General features: G+C 67.2%; 13 protein-coding genes. 5 read left to right on the forward strand and 8 right to left on the reverse strand.

Annotated elements, in window-relative coordinates; genetic code table 11:
- Nucleotides 1–19 precede the first annotated feature (19 nt).
- Nucleotides 20–799, forward strand: a complete 780-nt coding sequence (locus KIK15_RS11950; protein WP_307851862.1) for a class I SAM-dependent methyltransferase — start codon at nucleotides 20–22, stop codon at nucleotides 797–799.
- A 1,149-nt stretch (nucleotides 800–1,948) separates the two neighbouring features.
- Entirely contained in the window at nucleotides 1,949–3,475 is a 1,527-nt protein-coding gene (locus KIK15_RS11955) for a DUF222 domain-containing protein (RefSeq protein ID WP_214244758.1), read from the forward strand.
- Between the two features lie 19 nt (nucleotides 3,476–3,494).
- On the opposite strand, the gene KIK15_RS11960 is transcribed toward KIK15_RS11955, so the two are convergent.
- From KIK15_RS11960 to KIK15_RS11995, 8 genes are all read right to left on the reverse strand, one after another.
- Nucleotides 3,495–4,202: a hypothetical protein gene (locus tag KIK15_RS11960; protein WP_214244760.1), complete on the reverse strand. Its 708-nt coding sequence runs from the start codon at nucleotides 4,200–4,202 to the stop codon at nucleotides 3,495–3,497.
- Nucleotides 4,195–6,744 carry an ABC transporter permease gene (locus KIK15_RS11965; RefSeq protein ID WP_250324571.1) on the reverse strand — a complete coding sequence of 850 codons (2,550 nt, stop codon included), beginning with the start codon at nucleotides 6,742–6,744 and terminating at the stop codon, nucleotides 4,195–4,197. Before KIK15_RS11965 ends, KIK15_RS11960 begins: the two co-directional genes overlap by 8 nt.
- Nucleotides 6,744–7,556 carry an ABC transporter ATP-binding protein gene (locus tag KIK15_RS11970; RefSeq protein ID WP_214244762.1) on the reverse strand — a complete coding sequence of 271 codons (813 nt, stop codon included), beginning with the start codon at nucleotides 7,554–7,556 and terminating at the stop codon, nucleotides 6,744–6,746. The genes KIK15_RS11965 and KIK15_RS11970 overlap by 1 nt, the downstream gene beginning before the upstream one ends.
- 58 nt (nucleotides 7,557–7,614) lie before the next feature.
- A complete protein-coding gene (locus KIK15_RS11975) occupies nucleotides 7,615–8,712 on the reverse strand; it encodes an esterase-like activity of phytase family protein (protein WP_214244764.1) in 1,098 nt (365 codons plus the stop codon).
- 33 nt (nucleotides 8,713–8,745) lie between these two features.
- Nucleotides 8,746–10,569 carry a phosphoenolpyruvate carboxykinase (GTP) gene (locus KIK15_RS11980; RefSeq protein WP_214244766.1) on the reverse strand — a complete coding sequence of 608 codons (1,824 nt, stop codon included), beginning with the start codon at nucleotides 10,567–10,569 and terminating at the stop codon, nucleotides 8,746–8,748.
- Nucleotides 10,570–10,711: 142 nt separating this feature from the next.
- Nucleotides 10,712–11,089 (reverse strand): DUF6802 family protein, encoded by a 378-nt coding sequence (locus KIK15_RS11985; protein ID WP_307851863.1) that lies wholly within the window; start codon nucleotides 11,087–11,089, stop codon nucleotides 10,712–10,714.
- Between the two features lie 59 nt (nucleotides 11,090–11,148).
- Complete coding sequence (locus KIK15_RS11990; protein WP_214244767.1) at nucleotides 11,149–12,483, reverse strand: hypothetical protein; 1,335 nt, start codon at nucleotides 12,481–12,483, stop codon at nucleotides 11,149–11,151.
- A complete protein-coding gene (locus KIK15_RS11995) occupies nucleotides 12,480–13,259 on the reverse strand; it encodes a hypothetical protein (protein WP_214244769.1) in 780 nt (259 codons plus the stop codon). Before KIK15_RS11995 ends, KIK15_RS11990 begins: the two co-directional genes overlap by 4 nt.
- Nucleotides 13,260–13,308: 49 nt before the next feature.
- Here KIK15_RS11995 and trmB point away from each other — a divergent pair, with 49 nt between their 5' ends.
- The 3 genes from trmB to KIK15_RS12010 all read left to right on the forward strand — a co-directional run bounded on the left by trmB (nucleotide 13,309) and on the right by KIK15_RS12010 (nucleotide 17,911).
- Complete coding sequence (gene trmB, locus KIK15_RS12000; RefSeq protein WP_214244771.1) at nucleotides 13,309–14,112, forward strand: tRNA (guanosine(46)-N7)-methyltransferase TrmB; 804 nt, start codon at nucleotides 13,309–13,311, stop codon at nucleotides 14,110–14,112.
- The gene (locus KIK15_RS12005; protein WP_214244773.1) at nucleotides 14,109–14,813 is read left to right on the forward strand and encodes an NYN domain-containing protein; all 705 of its coding nucleotides are present in this window, start codon (nucleotides 14,109–14,111) and stop codon (nucleotides 14,811–14,813) included. The genes trmB and KIK15_RS12005 overlap by 4 nt, the downstream gene beginning before the upstream one ends.
- 122 nt (nucleotides 14,814–14,935) lie before the next feature.
- Nucleotides 14,936–17,911 (forward strand): MMPL family transporter, encoded by a 2,976-nt coding sequence (locus KIK15_RS12010; protein WP_214244775.1) that lies wholly within the window; start codon nucleotides 14,936–14,938, stop codon nucleotides 17,909–17,911.
- Nucleotides 17,912–17,913 lie beyond the last annotated feature (2 nt).

Consider the following 17,913-nt stretch of genomic DNA (forward strand, 5'->3'; position numbering starts at 1 on the left):
ACCGCAGTAGGGTGCAGCGGTGCCGTCCTCGATCCCCCAGCACGGTGCCGCGCGTTTCGCCCACCGGGCCACTCTGCGTCGGGCGGCGGGCCTGCTGAACGATTTCCGCTATGAGCAACCCGACCCGGACCGCTTCTACTCGGCGTTGGCGCGTGACTCGGTGGAGTTGATCGGCGACCTCTACCCCGGCGACCTGGCCGGCGCGGTGATCCTCGACGTGGGTGGCGGCCCCGGTTACTTCGCCGAGGGGTTCCGGGAGCGGGGCGCGCACTACGTATCGGTGGAACCCGACCCGGACGAGATGCACGCCGCCGCACTGCCGCACCGGGCCACGGTGCGGGCCTCTGGGATGGCGTTGCCGTTTGCCGACGGATCAGTCGACGTCGCGTTCTCGTCGAATGTCGTTGAGCACGTGCGTGATCCATGGCAGATGGGCTCAGAGATGATCCGAGTGACCCGGCCCGGCGGCGTGGCGGTCATCAGCTACACCCTCTGGTACGGACCGTTCGGTGGCCACGAGATGGGGTTGTGGCACTACCTCGGTGGGGCGCGCGCTGCTCGCCGCTACACCCGCATACATGGCCATCCACCCAAAAACCTCTACGGCACCAGCCTGTTCAAGGTGACCGCCACCGACGGATTACGTTGGGCTCGTTCAGTTCCCGCCACCGATGCGCGACTGGTCGCCGCGTTCCCGCGGTACCTGCCGCGCTGGATGTGGTGGGTGATGCGGGTGCCGATCCTGCGAGAACTGTTGGGCAGCAACCTGGTCTTGGTATTCACCCGCTCACACCATTGAGCAGTCGGGCCGGTGGCGATCAAAGGAAATATCTGAACGATATCAAGGGTCAACTACTGTAGGACCGTGGTGCTCCGCTTCTGTACTGATATCAGCCCGGCCGATTGGATCGTGAAGGCATCTATCGCGTGGGAGGATTTGGTGACCCTCGGTCCACCCGGGTTCGAGTGCTACTTGACGGTCCTCCCCGAGCCAGGACCCGATGCCCTGGATCAGGCGGACATTGTCGCGGCCATCTGCAACGCACTTTGCTCGCAGACACAGCGATCTGCGCCTCTCTATTTCTGCCTGTGGGACGGATGGCCCGGCCTGGTCGCACCCGAACCAGGAGGTGCGAGGATCACTGTTTCGCATAGGAGATATCACCTCTTCAGGGGGGATATTCACGATATCGGCCGTTGGCAAACGAAGCGCGGGTACTGTCCGCCTGCCGCGTTCACCTGGCCTGAAGACAAATCGTGGGTTGTGACTAGCGACGTAGATCAGCCCGGGGTGGGGGTCGCTGGCAGGAGAAGGTCACTCCAAGCTTTACAGCCGCACGGAACCACAGTGCAAACAGTGCGGCAAACGGAGCGATAAAGGAGAGGGTGTGGCGAGCCGCCGTACGGGACGAACGAACTACTTGCATCTGGGCAGTCACGCAAAGTGTGATCCCAAATTCGCTGACCTCACCGTCGGCGTCGACCCGCTCGAAATCGCGCAACGCGGTCAGGCCCACTGAGATATACCGCAACGCCTGCGCATGCACCCCCGATCAATCTTCTTCGGCACAACTTCATCCTTCCTGACTCAGAAAGACGCGGCATCAAACCTGGGGTGATTCACCGCAGACCGCAGACCGCAGACCGCAGACCCAGTTTCACGCCAACCACTTTCAGTCGTACCCCCAACCAATCCCCCCGCCGAACCGTACACACCACCAGCAGACACCACCGGCCAAAGACCGCAATGTCGTCGTAAATAGGTGCTTTGCTATGTGAATCCAGGTGTGGACTTCACGGTCGCCGACAGCTGTGCGCCAACGAGTTGGTTCCGGATGAACCGACGCCGCCCACGTTCATCCGGACCTCACCCACCGGAACACCCCGTTTTCCCACGTCAGAGCTGGTTCTTCGATGATTGTCATACCCGTGTCGTAGCGTGCCGGGTATGGCTGGTGGGGGGTGGTCGGGGGTGTCGCGGGAGGCGATGGGGTTGCTTGCTGATCCCACCGCCGCCTCTGATGCTGGGCTGCTGTCTGAGATGCGGCATGCCACGGCCGGGCAGGCGTTTCTGGAATGGCTACGCCTATCCCGCGCAGCCGAGTTGCATGCCCGTCGGGTTGCTCCGACCGCCGAGTCTGATACCCGCCGCTACGACGGGTTCGTGCAGTGCGCCACCTCAATCGCAGCGGTCCACAACATGTCCCAAACCGCCGGGGAACGCCTACTCGACACCGCAGTCACCATGGCCACCCGCCTACCGAAGGTCGGGGCATGTTTGCGGGATGGGCTGATTTCGGGCCGCGACCTCCGTACCATCATCACGCGCACCGACCTGATCACCGACCCCGACACCCACGCGTTGATCGACACCGACATCGCGACCGCCCTGCACCGGCGGGGGTCGTGGTCGACGGCTCGGCTACGGGACATGGTCGATCGGATCGTCTACCGCTACGACTCCTACGCCGTCCGGGAACGCCGCAAACAAGCCCTATCCGAACGTGGGTTTTGGTGTGATCCGCGCCCCGACGGCATGGCCGAGGTCTCAGCGACCATGACCGCCGAAGCAGCCATCGCGATGGCCCGCCGTATCGACGCCCTCGCCCGCGCCGTCTGTAGCCGCGACGACCGGTCGTTGGCGGCGCGGCGTAGTGACGCCCTGTTCTGCCTCACCATGGGAGTCGCCTGGGAATGCAGCTGCAACCAACCCGACTGCACGGCACCCGTTGTCCCCGACGCTGAGGCCGTCACCCGCCGTGACATTCCCGCGACCGCCACCTCCCTGGTCGTGCACGTGGTGTGTGATTTGGAAACCGCCGCTGGCGACGGGGAAACACCGGCATTCATCGACGGCTACGGCGTCATCTCCGCACCCCACCTCACCGACCTACTGACCCGTCCCGGAACGTCGATCCGCCCGGTCGGCGGATCCGACACACCACTCCCGCCACACCTGCCGTCAGACCCCTACCGGCCCTCGACCGCCCTGGACACCATCCTGCGGACCCGTGACCTGTACTGCACCTGGCCCGGCTGCAACCTACGGGCCTGGACCGCTGATCTCGACCACGTCACCGAATACGACCACCACGACCCCGCTGCCGGTGGACAGACCTGCTACCGCGACATGAACACCAAATGCCGCTTCCACCACGGCATCAAAACATTCACCACCTTCCTCGACGACCAAACCGTCACCCACGGCATCACCACACAAACCATCACCACCCCCGAAGGGATCACCCTGGCCGGGCCCGCCTTCACCGGCGACGACCTGTTCCCCGGCCTATCCGACATCACCTTCACCCACCCCGCCCACGCCCCACCCACCACGCCCGCCCCACCAACCGCGGCCACACCAGACGAACCCACCAGACGACAACCACGCCTGGCAGACAAACACGCCCGCCGCCGCACCGAACGCCACCACAACCGCACCACCAACGGCGCCGACGACCCACCACCCTTCTAAAGGTCAGCAGGTCGCGATCTCAGCCGCCGGAGCAGTTGAGCAGGCCGCCGGTGGCGGTGGAGGTGGCGATCACCGAGCCGTCTTTGGTGATGGTGCAGGTGACCTTGCCAGAGATGACCAGCGCACCCAGCGACGGCGCAGCGTCTACCGTGACCGCCACCGACCACGGGGGCGTGATGAGACTGGCCGAGAACTTCGATTGGCTGCCGACGGTGTAGGTGACGCCGAGCACCTTGCCGTCACCGGTCAGCGAGTACAGCACCTGGCCGGGACCTGCGGTGGCCGTGGGCGAGTCGCTGCTCGGCGGCGCCGACGTGGTGGTCGGCTCCGTGGTGGTGGTTTGCGTGGTGGTGGTGTTGGTCTGCGACCCCGCCGGCCCGGCCACCGGGGCGTCATTGTTGCTTCCACCGCCGTTGTCGCTGTTGTTGATCAGGAACACCGCACTCACCCCGATCACCGCGATCAGCAGCAACGCCACCGCCCCCACCAACCACAACGTGCGGTTGCCGTTGTTCTTCGGTTCCGCTTGCGGCGCATCGGGATACGCATTCTGCTGGGTATAGGCGGTGGCCGGATACACCCCGGTCGGATCGACCGGCTCAAACGCCCGAGTCGGCGGGTGCGAGGGCTGCGGATACGACTGGGGGTCCACCCGACGCCACTGTTCGTCGCCAGGGATCCGATCGGTCGGATCGTCTGGGCCACCGGGTCTACGTGGTTCAGACACCCGAGATCGCCTCCAACGGATTGGTTTTCGCCGCGCGCGACGCCGGCCACAAGGCAGCCACCACACCGACCGCGGCCGCGGCCACCAGTGTGATTCCGATCAACGAGTACGGCAGCACCGCGGTGGTGATGCCCAAACTACGGAAGGTGCGCACCACGGCGATACCGATCACGCTGCCCATGATCACCCCGAGGACGGCACCGAAGATGGCGATCAACACCGACTCCACATAGATGGTGCGACGCAACTGAACTCGCGCCATCCCGATGGCACGCAGCATGCCGATCTCGCGGGTCCGCTCGATCACCGACAGCGCCAACGTGTTGACGATGCCGAGCACCGCGATGACCAACGCCAGCCCCAACATGCCGTAGAGGGTGGCCAACATCTGGTTGATCTGCGAACTCGACTGACCGATGAACCCCTGCTTGTCCAAGATCTGCACGGTGAGGAAATTCTTTGTCGCCGTGTTCAACTCATCCTTCAGCGTCGACACCGGGACTCCGGGTTTGGCCTTCACCAGGATCACCACGTCGGATCGAAAAGCCGCCGGCACCAACGTCTCGTAGGCCCCAGATCCCAGCTGCCAGTCGCCCAGCACCTGCGAGTCCTTGTACACGCCGGTCACCCGGACCTGCGCGGTGGTGCCGGAGAAACTGGTGAACGTCAACGTCTTTCCCACCTCCCAGCCCTTGGACGAGCGGGTCTGCTCCGAGACGATGATGCCGTCGGCGGGGATGTCGCTGGACCCCTCGACCATCTTTATGGGCGCCACCTGCGCAAGTGACCCGGTGGGGGCCAGCCCCGTCACCTGCTTGTCGTCCACCTTGGCCGCCACCCCACGAAACGCCACCGCGGTGCCCACGTCGGGTGCCTGGGTTGCTGCGGTGACCACCGAGGTGGGCAGCGACGACCCCTGATCGGAGTTGGAGATGACCAGATCGGCGGTGATGTTCTTCTTCACCTGATCGTCGATCGACCCCTTGAGGCTGGACCCGAAGGTGCCGACCACGGCGACCAGCATCAACCCGAGCGTCAACGCGAACGCGGTGGCCGCGGTGCGCCGCGGGTTGCGAACGGCGTTGGTACGCGCCAACTGTCCCAGCTTGCCGAATGGTCGACCGATCACCTTGCCCAGCGCGTCGATGAACGGCCGCGACATGGCGGGGGCGGCGAGCACCACCGCCAGGATCAGCAGAACCGCACCGCCACCGACGGTCGCCGCGTAGGACGCCCCCTGACCGGAGGTACCGATCCCGATGACGGTCAGCCCGATGACCGCGAGCACCGCACCGGCGATGGTGCGGCCTTTCAGCGACGGCGCGCCGTCGGTCGCGCTCTCCCGCATCGCCTCCACCGGCGACACCTTCGACGCCCGCCGCGCCGGCGCGTACGCCGACACCATCGTCACCACCACACCCACCAGCAGACAACTGATCACCGCGTTCGGGGTGATCTGCAACGGAGCTGAGGGCAATCCGGAGTTGGCGGTGGTGACGGCCTTGAGGATGGCTGCCAGACCCACCCCGACACCCAAGCCCACGACGCCACCGAGCAGACCGACGATGAACGCCTCCAGTAGCACCGAGCGGGTGATCTGGGTACGGGCAGCGCCGATGGCACGCAGCAGCGCGAGTTCACGCACCCGCTGGGCGATGATCATCGCGAACGTGTTGTAGATGATGAACGTGCCGACGATGAGTCCGATCGCGGCGAACGCCAACAGGATGTAGTTGAAGACGGTGAGGAACTGGTTGACGCGGTCCTTCTCCTCGGTACGCACCTGCGCGCCGGTCTGTACCTTGTACCCCGACCCCAGCGCACCCTTGACGCGCGAGGTGAGCTGCGCGGCCGTCACCCCGGGTACCGCCGACATCTCGATGTTGGCCGCGCGCGACCCGTCGGAGAGCAACTTCGGTGCCACCGACGGCGCGAACTGCACGTTGACGTAGCCGCCGGTGTCTTGCGGGAGGATCAAGATCCCCACCACGCGCACGGTCTGCGGCTTACCGTCACCCCGGCTGAACGCCAACTTGGTGGTCGACCCGATGCTCAGCTTGGCGCGGTCGGCGGCGCTGCGGTTGATGACCACCTCGTCGGCGGCCACCGGTGCCCGACTGCCCGGGGTCAGTTTGTCCTCTGTGCTCGACAGGGCGTCGGCGGGCGGGGTGAAGGCCGAGCCGATGCTGGGTGCACCGCCGGTTTGCAACGCCGACCCGTCGGCCTTGGCGATGGTGACCGTGGCGGTGTAGCGGGGCACGATCTTGGCGATGCCCAACTCGGCTTTGCGAGCTGTGAGTTGTTGCAACACAGCGGCATCCACACCGGTCGACTGCCGATCCGATGGACTGACCCGCGCGTCGACGCCCAGCGCCACGCCGTCGAAGATCCGGTTGAACCCCTCGGAGATGGTGGCGGTGAAGGTGAACGACGCGGCCACGAACGACGAACCCAGCACCACCGACAACACGGTGAGGACCAGTCGGACCTTGTGCGCGGCGAGGTTACGCAACGACACCCGACGCATGGCCGATGAGGCCATCAGGACTGGCCCTGACCGGTCGATCCCGCGGTGCGGGCCGGGTCGTCGAGGTCTTTCATGTAGGCGAAGACGTCGTCGGCCGTGGGGTTCTGCAACTCGTGCACGATGCGGCCGTCGGCCAGGAAGACCACCCGATCAGCCCAGCTGGCCGCGCGCGGGTCGTGGGTGACGATGACGACGGTCTGACCGAACTCGTCGACCGCCGCGCGCAGGATGCCCAGCACCTCCCCCGAGGAACGGGAGTCGAGGTTGCCGGTCGGCTCGTCGCCGAAGATGATCTGCGGTCGACCCACCAGCGCGCGGGCACACGCGACGCGCTGCTGCTGACCGCCGGAGAGTTCGCTGGGTCGGTGATCCAGGCGCGGCGCCAGACCCAGCCGGTTGACGACGGCGTCGAACCACTCGGGATCGGGGGTGGTGCCTGCGATGTCCAGCGGCAGGGTGATGTTCTCGCGCGCGGTCAACGTGGGCACCAGGTTGTAGGACTGGAAGACGAAACCGATGCGGTCGCGCCGCAACCGGGTCATCGCCTTGTCGTCGAGGGTGGTCAGGTCGACATCACCGATGCGGATGGTGCCGCTGCTGGCGGCGTCGAGGCCGGCCAGGCAGTGCATCAGGGTGGACTTGCCCGACCCCGACGGCCCCATGATGGCGGTGAACTCGCCGGCAGCGAACGACGCCGACACCTCACGCAGGGCGTGGACGGTGGTGTCGCCGGAGCCGTAGACCTTGCTGACGTCGATCGCCTGCGCGGCGATCGAGGTGGGGGCCGCATGGCGCGAGGTCGGTGGAGCGGGCGGAGTTGGGCTCATTCGACCGATCATCCCTGCCCAACGGACAAACTTCACCCTCCGGGGGTATGAACTTCGTCTAGAAACGCAGCGCCAAGAGATGGATTTTCGTGTGTTGCGCAGGGTTGTTGAAGTTGTCGTCGCTGATCAGCACCAGCGAACGCCGCTTGCCCTCCAACATCGGACCGAACGTCATGCCCTCGACGTTGTCCGGGCGCAGCAGCATCAGCGGTGCGAAGTCGAACACCAACCGTTTGGCCATCGGCGTCTCCCGACCCGACAACGTGTCGACCCCGTTGACGTTGGTGGCACCCCGGGTGGTGGCGATGTAGATCTTCACGCTGTTGCGGCGGGTGGCCGGGTCGTAACCGCGCTCCAGGACCAGGAACTCGGTTGCGTTGACCGCCAACACTTCTGACACCCCGTTGTCGGTTCCCTTGCTCGCGCGCGGCGACAGCGGGTCGGTGCGGTACACGTACTGGCTGGTGCCCTTGGCCCCGGTTATCAGCAGCCGCGACCGGGTGCCTGCTGCCGTGGTGGGTCCACCGCCATCCTGCTTGAGGGCCCACTCGGTCATCGCGACCACCGAGCCACCCGGGGTGACACTGAGGCCTTCGAGACCACGGTTGCTGTCGAGGCCGTGGCGGGGACCGGGGGTGAACGCTCGTGGAAGCCCGATTTCGCGGACGTAGAGGCCCAGCGGGGTGATCTGGCGGATGAACGGGCGTGCGCCCTCGCTGGAGACGATGAGGTCGCCCCCGATGCGGCGGATGCCCTCGAGGTCCATCTGCCCGGGCAGCAGCGGCAGGTTACCGCTGGACAGGACGGTGCCGCCGCCGTTGAAGGCCGGGATGGCGGAGGCGAACGTGCCCTGCGGGGTGATGGGCAGACCGAACCGGTAGAACCGCGCCGGACCGTAGTCGCCCTTGTCGTCGCTGACCGCGACGTAGTTGCCGCCGCCGACGTTGTCGATACCCGAGATGCCGCCGAACCGCAGCGGGGTGGGGATGATCCCGTCGGGGACCACCATCGTGGCGGTGTAGCGCGCAGACACCGGGATCGGTGCCGGACTGGGCGCCGCACCGGCCGGGGCGAGCGCGACGAACCCGGACACGGCCAGCGAACCGACTGCCGCCCCGACCACAAGGCGACGCCCGGCGAAGTTTCGGAAAACCATGGTTGCCGATGCTACCCGGGCATCTCCGAATGCTCAGCCCAGACGCTGTTTGAGGGCAGCGAACTCGTCGGCGATGCCGGTGGGCAACTTCTCGCCCACGAACTCGAACCACTCCTCGATCGAGGGGATCTCCTTGCGCCACTCGTCGGTGTTCACAGACAGCGCCTCGGCGACGTCGTCGACGTTCACATCGAGCCCTTCGAGGTCGAGTGCCTCAGGGGTGGCCACCACACCGACCGGGGTCTCGACCCCGGCGGCGGTGCCCTCGATGCGTTCGACGATCCACTTGAGCACGCGGCTGTTCTCGCCGAACCCGGGCCACAGGAAACGCTTGTCGGCGCCGCGACGGAACCAGTTGACGTAGAACACCTTCGGCAGTTTCGACTCGTCGGCCGACTTACCCAGCGAGATCCAGTGCTGCAGGTAGTCGCCCACGTTGTAGCCGAGGAACGGCAGCATCGCCATCGGGTCGCGGCGGATGTCGCCGACGGTGCCCTCGGCGGCGGCGGTCTGCTCCGAGCCCACGGTGGCACCCATGAACACACCGTGCTGCCAGCTGCGGGCCTCGGTGACCAGCGGGACGGTGGTCTTGCGGCGACCGCCGAACAGGATGGCCGAGATGGGCACGCCCTGGGGGTCATCCCACTCCGGCGCCATGATCGGGCACTGGCTCATCGGGGTGCAGTAGCGCGAGTTGGGGTGCGCGGCCGGGGTGTCGGAGTCCGGGGTCCAGTCGTTGCCCTGCCAGTCGATGAGGTGATCGTGCTCGCCCTCGAGGCCCTCCCACCAGATGTCGCCGTCGTCGGTGAGCGCCACGTTGGTGTACATCGTGTTGCCGGCCTCGATGGTGCGCATCGCGTTCGGGTTGGACGACCAGTTGGTGCCCGGCGCCACGCCGAAGAACCCGAACTCGGGGTTCACCGCGTACAGGCGACCGTCGGCGCCGAACCGCATCCAGGCGATGTCGTCGCCAAGGGTCTCGGCACGCCAGCCGGGGATGGTCGGCTGGATCATTGCCAGGTTGGTCTTGCCGCAGGCGCTGGGGAAGGCTGCGGCGATGTAGTAGGCCTTGTCCTCGGGGGAGATCAGCTTGAGGATCAACATGTGCTCGGCCAGCCAGCCCTCGTCGTGGGCCATCGCCGAGGCGATGCGCAGCGAGTAGCACTTCTTGCCCAGCAGCGCGTTGCCGCCGTACCCCGAACCGTAGGACCAGATCTCACGATCCTCGGGGAAGTGGGTGATGTATTTGGTCTCGTTGCACGGCCACGGCACGTCGGCCTGACCGGGAGCCAGGGGCGCACCCAAAGAGTGCAGCGCCTTGACGAAGAACCCGTCGGTGCCCAGCAGCTCGAGCACCTCGGGGCCCACGCGGGTCATGATGCGCATCGACAGCACCACGTATTCCGAGTCGGTCAGCTCCACCCCCAGCTTCGGGTCCTCGGCGCCGAGCGGACCCATGCAGAACGGGATGACATACATGGTGCGACCGCGCATGCAGCCGCGGTACAGCTCGGTCATGGTCGCGCGCATCTCGGTGGGATCGACCCAGTTGTTGGTCGGTCCGGCGTCGACCTCGTTCTTCGAGCAGATGTAAGTGCGTGACTCGACGCGGGCGACGTCGGCGGGGTCGGAGGTGGCGAGGTAGGAGTTGGGCTTCTTGTCCTCGTCGAGCTTGCGGATGGTGCCGGCCGCCTCGAGCTGGGCGGTCAGGCGCGCCCACTCCTCGTCGCTGCCGTCGGACCAGACGACCTGCTCGGGCTGGGTCAGTTCGGCGACCTCGGCGACCCACGCGAGCAGGCCTGCATGCGAGGTGGGGGCGAGTTCGGGATCCAGCCCGGGAATGGTTGCTGAGGTCATGGGTGGTCTCCTCCAGATGGCCGTCCGCACGGGCGGTACGCACTCTCCACCCGGTATTGCGCCACGGTACTGCGTCGGTATCGCCCGAAGCCAACCAGGTGACCGATCGCACGCTCGGTCGCTGGATCGGAGATGGCTGGGGTCAGTCGAGGCGGCCGGTGGAGGTGCGCTGCCACTGCCCGGTATGGGTGTCCAGACGCCGCGACTCATAGGCACCGTCGCTGTGGACCTCAGTGATCGCGTCGACCTGGCCGTCGTGGTCGGTGTCGGTGTAGACCGTCATCCCGCCATGTGCGCCCATCTGGGTCAGCGAGTCGGCGATGCCGTCGTTGTCGGTGTCGACCTGCGCCGGGCCCAGGTCCCAGATGCGATCGCCCTCCGACACCCACAGGTGATCATGTGGGTTGGTGGCGCCCGGACTGACGGCCGAGACCATGTGCAGGTCGTCGTCGTGGCCCAGCCCGGGGTCGTCGGTGTGCGCGCTGTGATCGGGCAGGTCGAACGGTGAGTTGATGTCCACGATGCGGATCGGCCTCCTGCTGGTGGGTGTCTGCTGTGGTGGCTACCGGTTGGGTGCTGCTATCTGTTGGACGCTGCGGCGCCCGATCCGGTTCCCGTGGGATTTCGGCCCCGCACCTTCGCGTCGATCGCGGCGATGTCGTCACCGATCATCCTCGACCGGCGCTCGTAGTGCCGCATGATCTGACCACCGATCGCGGCGTCGGCTGCGGTGATCTGACCGTTGAGGTCGTGGTCGACACCCACGCGGGCCTCGGCCAGCGCCTCCCCGGTCCACACCCGCAGCTGCTCGCGCACCGCCGATATACGACGCACCCGCATCACCGAGACCGCCAACACCACCCCGACCATCAGCGCCAACGGCATGGCGATCCACTGCAGGGTCTGCACGTGTTCCAGCGGCGCCACCACCAGCCGCCCCGCAGCCAACCCCAGCGAGGCACCGAAGATGATGACGCCGGCGTCCTCGATGCCGCGTCGCCGCACCGCGTGTGGCCGCAACGCCAGCGGGGGCAGGTCGGCGACGGTGGGGGTCGGTCGGGCCGGTTCGATGCCCAGCAACGCGGCCGCCCGCACCCGATCGACCTCGTCGGTGACGGTGACGGTGAGCCGATCGCGTAGGGCCTGCACCGATGCGCGCACCCATTCGGTGTAGTCGTCGATCCCGCGAGAGTCGATGCCCACCAACGCCTCTCGCGCCGTGGTGTTGATTGCCCTGATCCCCGCACCCAGGTCGATGCCGGCCCGGGCGCGCACGGTGGTCAACCCGCCACGCACCGCAGCCAACCGATCGGACCGCCCACGGTCACGCATCCGCACCAACCGGGCGCGGGTCTGCGCCAAGCCGTCGGCGTCGGGCGCGCTGGAAACCGTCGGGGCTGGTGGCGCCGGCATCGACGGTGTCGGGGCTGGTGTCGGGGCTGGGGCTCGTGTCGACGCAGGTGTGGGCTGCGGCTGTGGGCGGGCGTTTTCGGTGATCCACTCGGCGAGGTCCTCGAGTCCGGACTCGTCCACCGCGCCGGCCAGCGCCGCTGCCGCCGACACCGCGAACATCGGCAGCTCACCGCGCGGATCGAGCACCTTGCGGCTGGCCTTGGCGTTGGTGGGCCAGTCCCAGAACGCGTCGACCTTGCTGCACACCACCCCCACCGAGGCCACCCGGGCACGCAGGATGTCCAGCATCGCCCGCTCCTCATCGCCCACGATCGACGACGGGTCGATGACCAACAGCGCCACCGCAGCCTTGCCCAGATCGTCGACGGTGGCCAGCTCGGCGCCGTCGGTCAACGGCAGCCCACCCAACCGCAGAGCGGGATCGACCAGCCCGATCCCCTCGACCAGAGTGCGCACCCCCGATCGGCCCACCCCGGTCACCAACACCGGCCCGGTGGTCATGCGCTCACCAGCGACTGTTCGATCTCCTCGCGCACCGCGGCGCGGGTGTCCGGGTCGTGCTCGCCGACGCCGAGCAGCGCGTCGAGGCGGGCCAGCCGAGCGGTGCGGACCGCCGGGGTCATCGACGCGATCTGCGGTCGCAGATCGTCTACGCCGCCCAGCTGGGCCACCGCCGCGCTGAGCGCGACCCGCTCGAGGTCGGTGCCACGCTCGGCCGCATCGTGCATCAGATCCAGCGCGGTGCTGATGCCGAACTGGTCGAGACGACGCAGCATACCGGTACGCAGCGCCGCCTCCTCACGACCACCGGTGATGAACTCCGCGGCCATCGACGGCACGTCCTCACCGTCACGCAGCATCTGCGTCAGCAGGTCGAACTCGTCGTCGGCGATGTCGGCGCAGGCCAGCAGAGGCATGATCGCGGTCACCGGCCGACCCAGAGCCTGCGACATCTCCGCCGCGGTCTGCTGGGCCAGCTCGAAAGATCCCAGAGTGTCGGCCTTGCCCAGCACCACCACGCTGCGATCGGTGGGCAGCGCAGCGATCAGCTCCCGGTCGACCCGCCGCGGCCAGCCCACCACCACGTGGACCCAGATGTCGGCGTCGCTGTCATCATCGCCGGGACCGATCGGCGTCAACGCCAACCGAACCCGCAGTGCGCGCGCCACGGTGTCGCGTCCGGTACCCGGGCGACCCCGCACCGCGACCCGAACCGGTCCGGTGAAATCTCGGCGCAGTCGGGCACGCTCGACCGGTGAGGTCAGGTCGAGCTCCATGCGTCGATCCCCTTCCGAATAGTCGCTCGCATTGGGTCATACGCGACAGATGCGCCACCATGGCAGGGTGAACGACTCCCTGCTGCCCACGCCGAGCACTCCGTCCGAGCGGGCCCGGCTGTACCCGAGGGTGACCAGCTTCCGTTCGCGACGCGGCTCGCTGACACCGGCTCAGCAGCGCAACTGGGAGTCATTGTGGCCGATCGTCGGGCGTGATGCCACGACGCCCACCACCGAACCGCCCACCACCGCACCGCCCACCACCGAACCGACCAGAGGCGACACCGGCGCTGCCCGCATCGACACGAGCGCCTGGTTCGGTCGCACCGCACCACTGATTCTGGAGATCGGCAGCGGCACCGGCACCTCCACTGCGGCGATGGCCACCCGCGAGCCGGAGTTCGACGTGATCGCCGTCGAGGTCTACCGGCCGGGCATCGCTCAGCTGGTGGGTTTCATCGCACGCGAGGACATCACCAACATCCGGATCGTGCGCGGCGACGCGGTGGTGGTGTTGCGCGAGATGCTCGAACCGGCATCGTGCACCGGGGTGCGGGTATTCTTCCCAGATCCGTGGCCCAAGGCCAGGCATCACAAGCGCCGTCTGTTGCAGACGGGAACTCTGGCGTTGATCGCGGACGTTCTCATCGATGGGGGCGTGTTGCACGTCGCCACCGACCATGCCGAGTACGCCGAGTGGATCGCCGAGAAGCTCGCCGAACAGGACCAGTTGGTGCCGCTGACCGGGGCGGCACCTTTCTCACTGGACCGACCGGTGACGAAGTTCGAGGGACGCGCGGAGAAGGAGGGCCGGTCGGTGACCGAGTTCGTACTACAGCGGGTGCCACGATGACCGAACCCGTGATCGCCCCCGACATCCGCACCAGCCCACCGGGCGGCGGTGCGCGTCGGGTCCTGCTGATCTGGGATGCCCCCAACCTCGACATGGGACTGGGCGGCATCCTCGGTGGCCGACCGACCACCGCCCATCGGCCCCGGTTCGACGCGCTGGGTCGGTGGCTGTTGGGTCACACCGCCGAGATCACTGCTGCCGAGTCGGCCGCCGCGGGTACCGCGGTGACGGTGGAACCCGAGGCCACCGTGTTCACCAACATCGCCGCCGGCAGCGCCGAGGTGGTGCGACCGTGGGTGGATGCGTTGCGCAACGTGGGGTTCGCGGTGTTCGCCAAGCCGAAGATCAGCGACGACTCCGACGTCGACTCCGACATGCTCGATCACATCGAGCTGCGCAGGCACACCGTCGGGCTGGCCGGGCTGGTGGTGGCCTCGGCCGACGGCCAGGCGTTCCGTGAGCCGATCGAGCAGATCGCCGCCGAGGGGACCCCGGTCACGGTGCTCGGTTTCCGTGAACACGCCAGCTGGGCGGTCACCTCCGAGGCGATCGACTTCCTCGACCTCGAGGACATCGCCGGGGTGTTCCGAGAGCCGTTGCCACGGATCAGTCTCGACTCGCTGCCCGACGACGGTGCCTGGCTCATCCCGTTCCGCCCGCTCTCGGCGCTGCTCAGCAACCGCAACCCGACGAACGGGTGAGTGTGACCACCGTCACCGCCGACACGCCGCACGTGCCCACCTGCACGTTCAGACCTGGAACACTGGTGGCGCACGCTCCACGATCGACGAGCCGACCTGGGCTCGCAGAAGGGATGTGACCGGTGTTCGGAGCCATAGGCACATTCGTCTTCCGAATGCGCTTCGCCGTCATCGCGGTGATGATCGCCCTGATGGCCGGACTCGGCATCTACGGCCTCGGCCTGGGCAAGAACCTGAGCCAGAGCGGGTTCTTCGACGACTCATCGCCCTCGGTGCAGGGGTCGAAGCTGGCCGACGCCACCTTCGGACGTGACCACCGCTCCGACGTGATCCTGCTGATCACCCCGCCTGCGGGCACCACCGTCGACGACCCGGCGTTCGGCGCGAAGGTGGAGAAGTTCGTCAACGACCTCACCGCCAAGCACCCCGACGTGGTCAACCGCAACGATCCCGGCCTCATCGACCCGTTCACCCCGGTCACCAACGCCACCACCGAAGTGGCCCAGCAGAAAATCCGCGAGCAGACGTTCTCGGCAGACAAACGCAGCGCGTTCATCAGCATCGGCATCAAGGGCAACGACGACACCACCGTCCTCAACAACTTCAAGAAGACCGAACCGTTCTTCGACGACATCGCCGGCCGCTACGACCTGCCCGGGACGAAGTTCCAGCTGGCCGGCCTGCAGCCCATCGCCAACGCGATGAGCAACGGCATGGCCGAAGACGTCAAGCGGGCCGAGCTGATCGCGCTGCCGCTGGTGGCGGTCATGCTGTTCTTCATCTTCGGCGGCGTGGTGGCGGCCATCCTGCCGGTGCTGATCGGTGGGCTGACCATCGCCGGTTCCACGGGCATCGTCAACGCCCTGGCCCAGGTCACCGAGATCAACGTGTTCGCCCAGCCGGTCATCTCGTTGATCGGCCTCGGCATCGCCATCGACTACGGGTTGTTCATCGTCAGCCGGTTCCGAGAGGAACTCGCCGAGGGATACCCACCCACGCTGGCAGTGAAACGCAGCGTGATGACCGCCGGTCAGACGGTGGTCTTCTCGGCGACCATCATCATCGCGGCCCTGGCCTGCCTGCTGCTGTTCCCGCAGGGCTTCCTCAAGTCGGTGGCCTACGGCGCGGTGGCCTCGGTGGGTCTGGCCGCGCTGCTCTCGATCACGGTGCTGCCTGCGATCTTGGCGATCCTGGGCACCCGGATCGACATGTGGGGCTTCAAGTTCCTCAAGCGCACCAAGACCCGCAAAGAAGTCGAAGAGGGTTTCTGGGGCAAGCTCGCCAGCTTCGTGATGCGCCACCCGGCGAAGACGGCGATCCCCACGGTGCTGCTGCTGCTGCTGCTCATCATCCCGTTCAGCAACATCAAGTTCGGCGGCATCACCGAGAAGTACCTGCCGCCGGGCAACAGCTATCGGGCCGCCCAGGAGAACTTCGACCGACTCTTCCCCACTCAGCGCACCGAAGAGGTGAAGCTGATCATCCGATACGACACCAACAACAGTGACGACTCGGTGAAGCTGTCGCAGATCGCCGACGAGGCCAACAAGATCCCTGGCTTCACCAAGCCGTTCAGCCTCTCCAGTGACGACGGCGCGTTGTCGAACACCATCGGCAACTCCACCATCGGTGTCATCCAGATGTCGGCGGGCCTGGTCAACAAGGACATCGCCGGCGACGCGGTGAAGGCGCTGCGCGGCATCGACACCAAGGGACTGACCACCTATGTGGCCGGAACCCCTGCGCTGACCCAGGATTCGATTGATGCGCTGCTCGATCGGCTGCCGCTGATGGCGGTGCTGCTGATCCTGGTGACCAGCCTGCTGATGTTCCTGGCGTTCGGTTCGGTGGTGCTGCCCATCAAGGCTGCGCTGATGTCGGCGCTGGGGCTGGGCTCCACCCTGGGTGTGCTCACCTGGATCTTCATCGACGGCCACGGCGCCTCGCTGGGCAACTTCACCCCGGGCCCGTTGATGTCGGCAGTGCTGGTGTTGATCATCGCGATCGTCTACGGCCTGTCCACCGACTACGAGGTGTTCCTGCTGTCACGCATGGTGGAGGCACGGCAGAAGGGCGCCACCACCACCGAGGCGATTCGCAGCGGCACCGCGCACACCGGTCGCATCATCACCGCCGCGGCCGCCATCCTGGTGGTGGTCACCGGCGCGTTCGGTCTGTCGGAGATCGTGATGATGAAGTACATCGCCTACGGCATGATCGCCGCACTCATCCTCGACGCGACCGTGATCCGGATGCTGTTGGTGCCGGCCATCATGAAGCTGCTCGGTGACGACTGCTGGTGGGCGCCGAAGTGGATGCAGGCCGTGCAGCGCAGGATCGGCCTGGGTGAGACGGTGCTCGACGACGAGCCCGGACGTGCCACGGTCGCCGGCACCAACCGGGAGGCCGGCACCGTGGCTGCGCTGGCCCCGACCAGCGCGTTGGCCGTGCCGGGCGGGATGGCCGCCGACCGTATCGCCGGCCGACCGCTCACCGGTCCGCAACGGGTGGCCCCGGCGCGGGTCGGTCCCCCGCGTCCCCCGAATCCCCAGCGACCCGACCCCCAGCGACAGCAGCCGCCCCGTCGCTCTCCGATGCCCGAGGGACGGCCGATCGACCGCAGCTCCGACGATCTGCGACCGGTACCTCCGCCTCGCCCCGCGGCTGCGGGTGTGCGTCCGGCCGTGCGTCGGGTCGAGCCTGCGCGCGAGACCCCGCGTGAGCCGGTGCACGTCGGTGCGTCGGCTGCGGCCGGGATGCCGAGCATGCGTCAGACCCGGCCGCGCACCACTGCGGCAGCCGGTCCCGACACCGGCGGATGGAGCCTGGGCGACAGCGGGATCCGGCTGGGCGGGGCCATCACCAACGGCCGCGCCGCCGCCCGGGCCGAGCGAGCTGCCGGTGGCTCGCCGCCGCCCGAACCGGTGCCCGCCAACGGCGCGCGTCGCGGACCCACCGCCATGCCGGTGTCGGAGGATCGCCCGGTCACACCTGCGCGTGTCGAACCGGACGACTCCAACGGGCGTCGGCACGAGCGAGGCGACGGTGGCCAGATCAGTGTTCAGGAACTGTTGCGCCGCAACAACTCCGACCGCTGAGC

Source organism: Williamsia sp. CHRR-6, assembly GCF_018474015.1.
Taxonomy (GTDB): domain Bacteria; phylum Actinomycetota; class Actinomycetes; order Mycobacteriales; family Mycobacteriaceae; genus Williamsia_A.

What these genes read in the sequence shown, in the direction of transcription:
- KIK15_RS11955 (WP_214244758.1), top strand. Translation starts at nt 1,949, where the DNA reads ATGGCTGGTGGGGGGTGGTCGGGGGTGTCGCGGGAGGCGATGGGGTTG.
- KIK15_RS11965 (WP_250324571.1), bottom strand. Translation starts at nt 6,744, where the DNA reads ATGGCCTCATCGGCCATGCGTCGGGTGTCGTTGCGTAACCTCGCCGCG.
- KIK15_RS11970 (WP_214244762.1), bottom strand. Translation starts at nt 7,556, where the DNA reads ATGAGCCCAACTCCGCCCGCTCCACCGACCTCGCGCCATGCGGCCCCC.
- KIK15_RS11975 (WP_214244764.1), bottom strand. Translation starts at nt 8,712, where the DNA reads ATGGTTTTCCGAAACTTCGCCGGGCGTCGCCTTGTGGTCGGGGCGGCA.
- KIK15_RS11980 (WP_214244766.1), bottom strand. Translation starts at nt 10,569, where the DNA reads ATGACCTCAGCAACCATTCCCGGGCTGGATCCCGAACTCGCCCCCACC.
- KIK15_RS11990 (WP_214244767.1), bottom strand. Translation starts at nt 12,483, where the DNA reads ATGACCACCGGGCCGGTGTTGGTGACCGGGGTGGGCCGATCGGGGGTG.
- KIK15_RS11995 (WP_214244769.1), bottom strand. Translation starts at nt 13,259, where the DNA reads ATGGAGCTCGACCTGACCTCACCGGTCGAGCGTGCCCGACTGCGCCGA.
- trmB (WP_214244771.1), top strand. Translation starts at nt 13,309, where the DNA reads ATGCGCCACCATGGCAGGGTGAACGACTCCCTGCTGCCCACGCCGAGC.
- KIK15_RS12005 (WP_214244773.1), top strand. Translation starts at nt 14,109, where the DNA reads ATGACCGAACCCGTGATCGCCCCCGACATCCGCACCAGCCCACCGGGC.